The organism is Pseudomonas sp. B6002, assembly GCF_013385985.1.
Taxonomy (GTDB): domain Bacteria; phylum Pseudomonadota; class Gammaproteobacteria; order Pseudomonadales; family Pseudomonadaceae; genus Aquipseudomonas.
Genome location: NZ_JACAOY010000012.1, coordinates 88,269 through 100,521, shown reverse-complemented (window position 1 = coordinate 100,521; position 12,253 = coordinate 88,269). Strand labels below are relative to the sequence as shown.

Annotated in this window: 10 protein-coding genes; 9 read left to right on the top strand and 1 reads right to left on the bottom strand. The window is 60.6% G+C overall.

Annotated features, from left to right (window positions below; translation table 11 throughout):
* Positions 1–66: 66 nt before the first annotated feature.
* Positions 67–957 carry a LysR family transcriptional regulator gene (locus HX792_RS16650; protein WP_176997112.1) on the bottom strand — a complete coding sequence of 297 codons (891 nt, stop codon included), beginning with the start codon at positions 955–957 and terminating at the stop codon, positions 67–69.
* A gap of 153 nt (positions 958–1,110) precedes the next feature.
* Here HX792_RS16650 and HX792_RS16645 point away from each other — a divergent pair, with 153 nt between their 5' ends.
* From HX792_RS16645 to HX792_RS16605, 9 genes are all read left to right on the top strand, one after another.
* Entirely contained in the window at positions 1,111–2,601 is a 1,491-nt protein-coding gene (locus tag HX792_RS16645; protein ID WP_176997111.1) for an aldehyde dehydrogenase family protein, read from the top strand.
* A 154-nt stretch (positions 2,602–2,755) separates the two neighbouring features.
* Positions 2,756–4,039, top strand: coding sequence for an FAD-binding oxidoreductase (locus tag HX792_RS16640; protein WP_176997110.1), 1,284 nt, complete (start codon positions 2,756–2,758; stop codon positions 4,037–4,039).
* Between the two features lie 374 nt (positions 4,040–4,413).
* Entirely contained in the window at positions 4,414–5,550 is a 1,137-nt protein-coding gene (locus HX792_RS16635) for a branched-chain amino acid ABC transporter substrate-binding protein (RefSeq protein ID WP_176997109.1), read from the top strand.
* A gap of 217 nt (positions 5,551–5,767) precedes the next feature.
* On the top strand, positions 5,768–6,682 hold the full coding sequence (locus HX792_RS16630) for a branched-chain amino acid ABC transporter permease (RefSeq protein ID WP_016972578.1): 915 nt from the start codon (positions 5,768–5,770) through the stop codon (positions 6,680–6,682).
* Between the two features lie 2 nt (positions 6,683–6,684).
* A complete protein-coding gene (livM, locus tag HX792_RS16625; RefSeq protein WP_176997108.1) occupies positions 6,685–7,962 on the top strand; it encodes a high-affinity branched-chain amino acid ABC transporter permease LivM in 1,278 nt (425 codons plus the stop codon).
* Positions 7,959–8,834, top strand: a complete 876-nt coding sequence (locus tag HX792_RS16620; RefSeq protein ID WP_176997107.1) for an ABC transporter ATP-binding protein — start codon at positions 7,959–7,961, stop codon at positions 8,832–8,834. Before livM ends, HX792_RS16620 begins: the two co-directional genes overlap by 4 nt.
* Positions 8,831–9,547, top strand: a complete 717-nt coding sequence (locus HX792_RS16615; RefSeq protein WP_176997106.1) for an ABC transporter ATP-binding protein — start codon at positions 8,831–8,833, stop codon at positions 9,545–9,547. Before HX792_RS16620 ends, HX792_RS16615 begins: the two co-directional genes overlap by 4 nt.
* An 817-nt stretch (positions 9,548–10,364) precedes the next feature.
* Complete coding sequence (locus HX792_RS16610) at positions 10,365–11,129, top strand: SDR family oxidoreductase (RefSeq protein ID WP_176997105.1); 765 nt, start codon at positions 10,365–10,367, stop codon at positions 11,127–11,129.
* 188 nt (positions 11,130–11,317) lie between these two features.
* The gene (locus HX792_RS16605) at positions 11,318–12,223 is read left to right on the top strand and encodes a cation diffusion facilitator family transporter (protein ID WP_176997104.1); all 906 of its coding nucleotides are present in this window, start codon (positions 11,318–11,320) and stop codon (positions 12,221–12,223) included.
* The last annotated feature ends 30 nt before the right edge of the window (positions 12,224–12,253 follow it).

Below are 12,253 nucleotides of genomic sequence, written 5' to 3'. Positions count from 1 at the left end.
CTCCCACAGGGGAAATGCATTCCAAATGTGGGAGCTGGGTTGCCTGCGATGGCGATATTCCAGGCACTAAATCACCTGCTCCATCATCCACTTCACAAATTCGCGCACCTTCGGCACCTCCGCCGAATGCTCCGGGTACGCCAGGTAATACGCATCCTGGCTCGGCATTGCATGCTGCCAGGGAATCACCAACTTGCCGTCCGCCAGTTCCTCCTCCACCAGAAACCGCGGTAACAACGCCACGCCACAACCCACCTGCGCCGCCCGAATGCACATATAAAAGGTGTCGAAACGCGGCCCGTGGTAGCTGTGCTCGGTCTGGTAGCCCTGGCTGGCGAACCAGTCGTGCCAGCCCTGTGGCCGCGAGGCATTTTGCAGCAGCACCAGATCACTCAATTGCGTGGGGTCAGTAAAAGGCCGCGTCGGCAGGCTTTCTGGTGCGCACACCGGCACCAGCTCTTCGCTGAACAGCTTCAGGCTCTCGGTGCCGGGCCGTGAACCCTGGCCAAAGTAGAAGGCCATGTCGGCCTTGCCTTGCAGCAGCTCATCGGGCTCCTGCTCGTTGCACAGGTCCAGGTGGATCTGCGGGTGGCGCAGCCGCCAGCCCTTGAGGCGCGGCACCAGCCAGCGTGCGCCGAAGGTGTAGGGCGTGGACACCCGCAGCACTTCGGTCTCACCACCATAAGAGCGCAGGTAGTGAGTGGACATCTCCACCTGCGTCAGAATCTTACGCACTTCCACCAGGTACAGGTCACCCGCCGGGGTCATCTGCAGGCGCCGGCGCACGCGGCGGAACAGCAGGTGCTGCAAGAGTTCTTCAAGCTGCGCCACTTGCTTGCTCACCGCGCTCTGAGTGAGGTTCAGCTCCTCGGCGGCGCGGGTGAAGCTCAAGTGGCGGGTGGCGGCTTCGAAGCACTGCAGGGCGGTGATCGAGGGCAAATGTCTTTTGTTCAGCACGGCGTGCCTCTTTTTATGCTTTGCATGAATAAACGGAATGATATCTCGCCTAATCGTCGTTTGTTGGCAAGTCTTGGGCCAGCTACAAATAAGGTCTGGATCGCCGTGTGTGCCGCGGCGCGAATTTTCTGTTTGAGATTGAAGGAGTGACCCATGGTTGCCGCATTGCTTGATCGTCTCGGGGTGAACCCGGCGCTGTACCAGGCGGGTAAACAGCCCGTGCATTCGCCGATTGATGGCAGCCGCATCGGCAGCGTGCACTGGGAAGGTGCCGCCGAGGTGGAGCAGCAGGTCAGTCGCGCCGAGCATGCATTCGAGGCCTGGCGCAAAGTGCCAGCACCGCGTCGCGGCGAACTGGTGCGTCAGTTCGGTGACGTGTTGCGCGAGTACAAGGCCGACCTGGGCGAGTTGGTGTCTTGGGAAGCCGGCAAGATCACCCAGGAAGGCCTGGGTGAAGTGCAGGAAATGATCGACATCTGCGACTTCGCCGTCGGCCTGTCGCGTCAGCTGTACGGCTTGACCATCGCCTCCGAACGCCCGGGCCACCACATGCGTGAAACCTGGCACCCGCTGGGTGTGGTCGGTGTGATCAGTGCGTTCAACTTCCCGGTGGCAGTGTGGGCATGGAACACCACCCTGGCCCTGGTCTGCGGCAACGCGGTGATCTGGAAACCCTCGGAAAAGACCCCGCTCACCGCCCTGGCCTGCCAGGCGCTGTTCGAGCGCGTGCTGAAGAATTTCAACGATGCCCCGCAGTACCTCAGCCAAGTCATCATCGGCGGCCGCGACGCTGGCGCCGCGCTGGTGGATGACCCGCGCGTCGCGCTGATCAGCGCCACCGGCAGCACCCGCATGGGCCGCGAAGTGGCCCCCAAAGTCGCCGCGCGCTTTGCTCGCAGCATCCTTGAGCTGGGCGGCAACAACGCCATGATCCTCGGCCCAAGCGCCGACCTGGACATGGCCGTGCGCGCCATCCTGTTCAGCGCCGTCGGTACGGCTGGCCAGCGCTGCACCACCCTGCGTCGCCTGATCGCCCATGAGTCGGTGAAAGAAGAGATCGTTACCCGCCTCAAGGCCGCTTATTCCAAAGTGCGCATCGGCCACCCACTGGAAGGCAACCTGATCGGCCCGCTGATCGACAAGCACGGCTTCGACAACATGCAGGACGCCCTGGAACAGGCCTTGAGCGAAGGCGGCAAGGTGTTTGGCGGCAAGCGCCAACTGGAAGACAAATTCCCCAACGCCTACTACGTGTCGCCGGCCATCGTGGAAATGCCCGAGCAAAGCGACGTGGTGTGCACCGAGACGTTCGCGCCAATCCTCTATGTGATCGGCTACAAGGATTTCCCTGAAGCCCTGCGCTTGAACAACGCCGTGCCCCAAGGCCTGTCGTCGTGCATCTTCACCACCGACGTGCGCGAGGCCGAGCAGTTCATGTCGGCGGTGGGCAGCGACTGCGGCATCGCCAACGTCAACATCGGCCCGAGCGGCGCGGAAATCGGCGGCGCGTTTGGGGGTGAGAAAGAAACCGGTGGCGGGCGTGAATCGGGTTCGGATGCATGGCGCGGCTACATGCGTCGCCAGACCAACACCGTGAACTACTCGCTGGAGTTGCCGCTGGCACAGGGCATCACTTTCGACTGATCCACTGTCGAAACGCGGTTAAAAATGTGGGAGCTGGCTTGCCTGCGATAGCGGTGTATCAGTCGCCGCCATCGCAGGCAAGCCAGCTCCCACAGTTGATTGGGTTTGCAATTCAGAATAATGGTTGTTTGTTGGGTCTCATCGGAGTCTGGCAATGGCATTACGCGAAACATGCTTGTGGGAACAACTCACCCCTGGCCGGCCGGATCGCGCCGCGCTCAAGGGCGAAGTCAAGGTGGATGTGTGCGTGATCGGCGCCGGCATCACCGGCTTGTCGGCGGCCATTCACTTGCTTGAACAAGGCAAAAGCGTCGCCGTGCTTGAGGCTCATCGCACCGGCCACGGCGGCTCTGGGCGTAACGTCGGGCTGGTCAACGCCGGCCTGTGGATCCCGCCAGACGAGATCGAAGCCGGTTTCGGCGAAGCGGTCGGCAGCCAGCTCAACCGCATGCTCGGCGCGGCACCGTCCCTGGTGTTCAGCCTCATCGATAAGTACAACATTGATTGCCAGCTGCGCCGCGAAGGCACCTTGCACATGGCGCACAACGCCCGGGGCGAGGCGGACCTGCGCAGCCGTGAAGAACAATGGAAGCGCCGTGGCGCGCCGGTGGAATTGCTCACCGGCCAGGCCTGCGAGCAGGCCACCGGCACCAAAAAAATCGCCGCTGCCCTGTTGGATCGGCGTGCCGGCACTCTTAACCCGATGGCTTACACCACCGGTCTGGCGAATGCGGCGGCCGGGCTGGGCGGGCAGTTGTTCGACCATTCCCCGGTCACCCAGCTTGAGCGCCAAGGCGCGCACTGGTCGGTGCAGACCGCCCAGGGTTCGGTGCAGGCGGCGCAGGTGGTGATCGCCTCCAATGCCTACACCGAAGGCGAATGGACCGAGTTGCGGCGCAATTTCTTCCCCGGCTATTACTACCAGGTGGCGTCAGCCCCGCTCACGGATGACGCGGCCCAGCAGATCCTGCCCGGTGGCCAGGGCTCGTGGGACACACGCCAGGTGCTCAGCAGCATCCGCCGCGATGCCGACGGGCGCCTATTGCTCGGCAGCCTGGGTAACGGCAATCAGAAACCGGCGTGGTTTCTCAAGGCGTGGGCCGATCGGGTGCAGCAGCATTACTTTCCGTACCTCAAATCGGTGCAGTGGGAGTGCACTTGGACCGGCTGCATTGCCTTCACGCCGGACCACCTGATGCGGCTGTTCGAGCCTGCGCCGGGCCTGGTGGCAGTAACGGGCTATAACGGGCGTGGCGTGACCACCGGCAGCGTGGTCGGCAAGGCGTTTGCCGATTACCTGTGTCACCAGAATCCCCAGGCCTTGCCGATTCCCTTCGCACCGATGCAGCCGCTGGCCGGGGTGGGCCTGCGCAGTTGCCTGTATGAAGCGGGATTCTCGCTGTATCACGCCGGGCAATGCCTGCGGATCGTGATCTGATCAGCGAAATACCGCCCAGAAGCCTGCATTTTCTTAGCAGGCTACTAATCTGTATTGGTGCAAGTCGTAGCAATCGCGCACTGTAAATGTGCAGTTCCGTTACGCACATTGTTACAGGTGCAGGAACTGTCGTTTATACGCTTGGTTGCAGGTGCGACCTGCCAGGGTTGTACTTTTTGGATCCATTGGTTGCACCTCTTGGCGCTAGACGGTTGCACGTCCTGGCAAAAGGAGTCGAAACGCCTGTAATAACAATGACACCGTGTCTTTTTGATTAATAAAAACGTAATGGCACGCGCCTTGCTCTGGGCTTTCTCGTGAAAGTTTGCAGTGAACTCGTAGTGCCAATAAACAAAAACCTCGGAGCACCACTCATGTCCCAGACGTTTTACAAGAAAGGTTTTCTGGCCCTCGCCGTGACAGCGGCACTGGGTGTTTCTACGTTTGTTCAAGCTGATGTGAAGATTGGCGTAGCGGGCCCGATGACGGGCGCCAACGCAGCTTTCGGTGAGCAGTACATGAAGGGTGCCCAAGCGGCAGCCGATGTGATCAACAAGGCCGGCGGTATCAACGGCGAGCAGATCAAGCTGGTGGCCGGTGACGACGCCTGCGAACCCAAGCAGGCCGTGGCCGTGGCCAACCGCCTGGCCGATCAGGACAAAGTGATCGGCGTGGTCGGGCACTTCTGCTCCTCCAACACCATCCCGGCGTCCGAGGTCTACGACGAAGCGGGCATCATCATGATCACCCCGGGCTCCACCAACCCACAGGTGACCGAGCGTGGCCTGGGCGCCGTGTTCCGTATGTGCGGGCGTGACGACCAGCAAGGCATCGTGGCCGGCGACTACATCGTCGACGTGCTCAAGGGCAAGAAAGTCGCAGTCATCAACGACAAAGACACCTACGGCAAAGGCCTGGCTGACGCCACCGCTGCCCAGTTGACCAAGCGCGGCGTGAAACCTGTGCTGGAAGAAGGCCTGACCCGTGGCGAGAAAGACTTCAGCGCCCTGGTCACCAAGATCCGCTCCACCGGTGCTGACGTCGTGTACTTCGGCGGCCTGCACCCTGAAGCCGGTCCTCTGGTTCGCCAGATCCGTGAAGCCGGCCTCAAAGACGTCAAGTTCATGTCCGATGACGGTGTCGTGACCGACGAACTGGTGGCCACCGCTGGCGGCGCGCAATACGTAGACGGCGTGTACATGACTTTCGGCGCCGACCCGCGCCTGCTGCCCGACAGCAAGGCCGTTGTGGAGCAATTCCGCAAAGCCGGCGTAGAACCTGAAGGCTACACCCTGTACGCCTACGCCTCGATCCAGGCCCTGGCCGCCGGCTTCAATGGCGCCAAGTCCAACAAGGGCGAAGACGCGGCCAAGTGGCTCAAGGCTCACCCAGTCCAGACCGTCATGGGCAAGAAAGAGTGGGACGGCAAGGGCGACCTGAAAATCTCCGACTACGTGGTTTACCAGTGGGATAAAGACGGCAAATACCACCAGCTGGAAAAACAGAAGTAATCAACGCGACAGCTTGAACACCCTTCATCCCTGTGGGAGCTGGCTTGCCTGCGATTGCATCACAGCAGTACACCTGAAGCACCGCGGTGTCTGCATCGCAGGCAAGCCAGCTCCCACATGGGCTGTGGTTGTTTGAGCCCGGCCACAAATCTGTCTTTTCCTCCAGAAGCGCCGCACACCCACCGGTGTGCAGGTGCTCACCGCGTGAGATTGCGTTATGGATGGTATTTTCCTGCAGCAACTGGTCAACGGCCTGACCCTCGGGTCGGTCTATGGCCTGATCGCCATCGGCTACACAATGGTCTATGGCATCATTGGCATGATCAACTTCGCCCATGGCGAGGTTTATATGATTTCCGCTTACCTCGCGGCGATCAGTCTGGCACTGCTGGCTTACTTCGGCATCGAATCCTTCCCGCTGCTCATTCTCGGCACCTTGATCTTCACCGTCGTCGTCACCGGCGTATACGGTTGGGTCATCGAGCGTGTCGCCTACAAACCGCTGCGCAACTCCACCCGACTGGCACCGCTGATCAGCGCCATCGGCATCTCCCTGATCCTGCAGAACTACGCCCAGATCGCCCAGGGCGCCAAGCAACAAGGTATTCCCACCCTGCTGGCCGGGGCCTGGCGTGTCGACTTCGGCACAGGCTTCGTGCAGTTGACGTACACCAAGGTCTTCATCCTGGTCGCAGCCTTCGCGGGCATGGCCCTGCTGACCTACATCATCAAATACACCAAGCTCGGCCGCATGTGCCGCGCCACCCAGCAAGACCGCAAGATGGCGTCCATCCTCGGCATCAACACCGACCGCGTGATCTCCTACGTGTTTGTCATCGGTGCCGCCATGGCCGCTCTGGCCGGTGTGTTGATCACCTTGAACTACGGCACCTTCGACTTCTATGCCGGCTTCATCATCGGCATCAAGGCATTTACCGCAGCGGTACTCGGCGGCATCGGCTCCCTGCCTGGGGCCATGCTCGGCGGGATCATCCTGGGTATTTCCGAGTCGCTGTTCTCGGGGTTGATCAACTCTGACTACAAAGACGTGTTCAGTTTCTCCCTGCTGGTGGTGATTCTGATTTTCCGTCCCCAGGGCCTGCTCGGTCGCCCACTCGTGGCGAAGGTGTAAACATGTCTGCTGCCAAATCGATTGATATCAAGAAAAGTGTGGTCGACACGATCCTCGCCGGGCTGATTTCGCTGATTGTGTTCGGCCCGATCGTCGGCGTGGTCCTCGACGGCTACAGCTTCAACCTGGAACCGGCCCGCGTGGCCTCGCTGGTCGCCATCGTGATGGCTGGCCGCTTCGCCATGAGCCTGTTCCTGCAAACCCCCAAGGGCCTGAAGATTCTTCAAGGCTTCGAGAGCAGTGGCTCCGGCGTGCATGTGTTGCCACCGGACTACAAGTCACGCCTGCGCTGGATCATCCCGGCACTGATCGTGATCGCGATCGTGTTCCCGATCTTCGCCAACAAGTACCTGCTGACCGTGGTGATCCTCGGGCTGATCTACGTGTTGCTGGGCCTGGGCCTGAACATCGTGGTCGGCCTGGCCGGCTTGCTCGACCTGGGTTACGTGGCGTTCTACGCCATCGGTGCCTACGGCCTGGCGCTGGGTTATCAATACCTCGGCCTGGGTTTCTGGACGGTGCTGCCGCTGGCGGCAATCTGCGCGGCGCTGGCGGGGTGCATACTCGGCTTCCCGGTGTTGCGCATGCACGGTGACTACCTGGCAATCGTGACCCTGGGCTTCGGTGAAATCATCCGCCTGGTGCTCAACAACTGGCTGTCGTTTACCGGTGGCCCGAACGGCATGCCGGTGCCGTCGCCGACTTTCCTGGGCCTGGAGTTCGGGCGCAAGGCGAAGGACGGTGGGATTCCGTTCCACGAGTTCTTCGGCATCGATTACAACCCCAACATCAAGTTCATGTTCATCTACATCGTGCTGTTTTTGGTGGTGCTGGCCGTGCTGTACATCAAGCACCGCCTGACCCGCATGCCGGTGGGCCGCGCCTGGGAAGCCTTGCGCGAAGATGAAATCGCCTGCCGTTCCATGGGCCTGAACCACGTGCTGGTCAAGCTCTCGGCGTTCACCATCGGTGCGTCTACAGCCGGTTTGGCCGGGGTGTTCTTTGCCAGCTACCAGGGCTTCGTCAACCCGTCGTCCTTCACCTTTTTCGAGTCGGCGCTGATCCTGGCCATCGTGGTGTTGGGCGGCATGGGGTCGACGGTGGGCGTGGTGATCGCGGCGTTCGTCTTGACCGTCGCGCCGGAACTGCTGCGCAGCTTCTCCGAATACCGCGTGCTGCTGTTTGGCGTGTTGATGGTGGTGATGATGATCTGGCGACCGCGCGGCTTGATCCGCATCAGCCGTACCGGTGTGACCCCACGTAAAGGAGTGGCGCCATGAGCAAGGAAGTCGTCCTTTCCGTTGAACATTTGATGATGCACTTCGGTGGCATCAAAGCCTTGAGCGATGTGAGCCTCAAGGTCGAGCGCAACTCGATCTTCGCCCTGATCGGCCCCAACGGCGCCGGCAAGACCACGGTGTTCAACTGCCTCACCGGCTTCTACAAAGCCAGCGGCGGCAAGATCGAACTCAACGTGCGCGGCAAGCAAACCAACGTGATCCAGCTGCTCGGTGAGCGTTTCCAGCCCATCGACTTTGTTTCGCCGAAAAGCTTCCTCAGCCGCGTCTACTACAAGATGTTCGGCGGCACCCACTTGGTGAACCGCGCGGGCCTGGCCCGGACCTTCCAGAACATTCGCCTGTTCAAGGAAATGTCGGTGCTGGAAAACCTGCTGGTGGCCCAGCACATGTGGGTCAACCGCAACATGCTGGCCGGCATCCTCAACACCAAGGGCTACCGCAAAGCCGAAAGCGACGCCCTCGACCACGCCTTCTACTGGCTGGAAGTGGTGGACCTGGTGGACTGCGCCAACCGCCTGGCCGGTGAGCTTTCCTACGGCCAGCAGCGCCGCCTGGAAATCGCCCGCGCCATGTGCACCCGGCCGCAGATCATCTGCCTGGACGAACCGGCAGCGGGCCTCAACCCTCAGGAAACCGAAGCCCTCAGCGCGATGATTCGCCTGTTGCGCGACGAACACGACCTCACGGTGGTGCTGATCGAACACGACATGGGCATGGTGATGAGTATTTCCGACCACATCGTGGTGCTGGACCACGGCAACGTGATCGCCGAAGGCGGGCCGGACGCGATCCGCAACGACCCGAAAGTGATTGCGGCCTACCTGGGCGCCGACGAAGAGGAGCTGGTATGAGTGCACCTATCCTCGAAATGAAGGACCTGGACGTGTTCTACGGCCCGATCCAGGCCCTGAAAAAAGTCTCGCTGCACATCAATGAGGGCGAGACCGTCAGCCTGATCGGCTCCAACGGCGCGGGTAAATCCACGCTGCTGATGTCGATCTTCGGCCAGCCACGGGCCGAGTCGGGGCAGATCATCTACAACGGTGTCGACATCACCCACAAGTCGTCCCACTACATCGCCTCCAACGGCATTGCGCAGTCGCCGGAAGGGCGGCGGGTGTTCCCCGACATGACCGTCGAGGAAAACCTGCTGATGGGCACTATCCCCATTGGTGACAAGTTCGCCCAAGAAGACATGCAGCGCATGTTCGAGCTGTTCCCACGGCTCAAGGAGCGCCGTAACCAGCGGGCCATGACCATGTCCGGTGGCGAGCAGCAAATGCTCGCCATCGCCCGTGCGCTGATGAGCCGGCCCAAGCTGCTGTTGCTGGACGAACCGAGCCTGGGCCTGGCGCCGATTGTAGTGAAGCAGATCTTCGCCACCCTGCGCGAGCTGGCGGCCACCGGCATGACCATCTTCCTGGTGGAGCAGAACGCCAACCACGCGCTGCGCCTGTCGGACCGGGCGTATGTAATGGTCAACGGGGAGATCCGCCTGACGGGCACCGGTAAAGAACTGCTGGTGAACGAGGAAGTGCGCAACGCCTACCTCGGCGGGCACTGATCTAACCAACAACGCGGACCCTGTAGGAGCCGGCTTTGTGTGGGAGCTGGCTTGCCTGCGATGCAGACACCTCGGTTTGTCAGGGACACCGAGGCGATGCCATCGCAGGCAAGCCAGCTCCCACATGAGGCGGTTCCCACATTCTTTTTTGTGCTATCCACAGACCGTTCTGGAAATTGTGGAAAACAAATCTGGCTCCCCTCCAAAGCGCGACATATAGCCGCCGCAAATCCCTGTTTTGTCACAGTTTTGACTTGTCCCCATCCGCTGTGGAACCGGCTGTGGGTAACGTGGGAGTAGCTGGCTGAAAGCCAATGAATACGTGGCCTGCAGCGTGACGGTTGTTTTTTGATCAGCGGTTTTTTCGTGACCTGCCGAGGGCTTTGTCAACCTGTTTAAAGACACAGGTATATGACCGATTTATGTCCACTCAGCTTGTGGATAAGTCTGTGATTAAACTCTGGAAAGACCTCCGCAGAGGCCGGAATGACTGGCCTGGAGCCATCGCTCGGTTTTCCTCTCGCTCGATGGGCCTACATACGGCCCCGCCCAGGTCAAGCAAAAAACTTTCTAAAACCGCCTGCAAGCCCCGCATACAGGGGCTTCGGGCTTTTTGCACTTGCCCCCAAAGACTGTGGGCGCAGTTGTGGATAACCTGCGTGCATATGGCTGCAGGTCACGTTTTATAAGGCTTTGCGCGGAGTGGTTAATAAATGATCAGGTTTGCATGAAGTTATGCGCATAGCGGTTGCCGCAACGGCGGCGTACGGGCATTCTGCTGGCTGCTTTTTTTCCCGATGCCCGCAAGGAGAACACCATGTCCGACACGCTGTTTATTACTGGCGCAACTTCCGGTTTTGGCGAGGCCTGCGCCCGCCGTTTTGCCGAAGCCGGCTGGAAACTGGTGCTCACTGGCCGTCGTGCCGACCGCCTCAATGCGCTGGTCGAAGAGCTTTCCAGGCAAACCGAAGTCCACGGCCTGGTGGTGGACGTGCGTGACCGCAAGGGCATGGAAGACGCCATCGCCAACCTGCCGCCGTCGTTCGCCAAGCTTCGCGGGCTGATCAACAACGCCGGCCTGGCCGTGGGCACCGACCCTGCGCCCAAGTGCAACCTCGACGATTGGGAAACCATGGTCGACACCAACATCAAGGGCCTGCTGACCACCACCAACCTGTTGCTGCCACGCCTGATCGCGCACGGCCGTGGCGCGGGCATCATCAACCTGGGTTCCATCGCCGGTAACTACCCGTACCCGGGCAGCCACGTGTATGGCGGCTCCAAGGCGTTCGTGAAGCAGTTCTCGCTGAACCTGCGCTGCGACCTGCAGGGTACCGGCGTGCGTGTGACCAATATCGAGCCAGGCTTGTGTGAGAGCGAGTTCTCGCTGGTGCGCTTTGGCGGTGACCAGGCGCGTTACGACGCGACTTATGCGGGTGCCGAGCCGATCCAGCCGCAGGACATTGCCGACACGATCTTCTGGGTCATGAACACCCCGGCGCATGTGAACATCAACCGCCTGGAGTTGATGCCGGTGAGCCAGACCTGGGCGGGGTTTGCGATTGAGCGTGGGGCCAAGTAAGGCTTTAGACCGCGCCGCGCCCATCGCAGGCAAGCCAGCTCCCACACTTGGATGTGTGAATACATTCAAATGTGGGAGCTGGCTTGCCTGCGATGGCGTCATATCGGTCAAAAACAGGCCATAAGGTACACTCCCCTCCTGAAAGCCCCTCCGCACTGTGCGGATTTAAGGTTTTGACGGGAGGAAATGTGAGTAACCGAGGTGAGCAGGCACTGCTCAAACAATCAACGATTCTGATGTTCGCCGTCGCGATCGCCGGGATTGTCACGGGTGTGGTATCTGGCGCCCAATCCATTCTGTTCGACGGCTTTTTCTCGCTGATCGCCACCGCCATCAAGGTATTGATGCTGATCACGGCCAAGCTGATCGCCAAGAAAAGCAACGAGCGCTTCCAGTTCGGCTATTGGCACCTGGAACCCATGGTGCTGCTGATCGAAGGCAGTTTCCTGTTGCTGATCGCCATCTACGCGTTCCTCAACGGTGTGTTCGGCATTATCAATGGCGGGCGCGACATCGAGTTGGGGCTGGTGATCATTTATGCGGCGGTGTTCACCGTTGTGGAGTTCGCCTACTTCTTCTACGTGCGTTATCGCAATCGCACGCTCAAGTCGTCGCTGATCCAGTTCGACAACATCAGCTGGCTGGTGGACGCGATGCTGTCGATCGGCTTGCTGATCAGCTTCCTGGCGGCACTGTTGCTCAAGTCCCAGGGCTATGGCGAGTGGGCGGTGTATGTCGACCCATTGATCCTGATCCTGCTGGCCCTGAGCATGCTGGCGCCAGCGCTGAAGATCCTGCGCCCGGCCTTGCGCGAGGTGCTGGGGATTGCCCCGGACCAGTTGGACGACAAGGTGCGCGAAGTGATGGAAGCAGCCCAGGCCAAGCATGGTTTCGACGACTACGTGTCCTACGTGCAAAAGCACGGGCGGGCGCGGTTTATCGAGATTCATGTGGTGTTGCCGGCGGATTACCCGGTGGACAACGTCGCGACCCTGGACGGGTTGCGCGAAGAGATATCCACAGGGCTGGGGAAACCGGATGCGGCGCGCTGGTTGACGATCAGCTTTACCGGGGATCGCAAGTGGATTGCGTGATCGGCAGTTAGACCGAGGTGAGGCCATCGC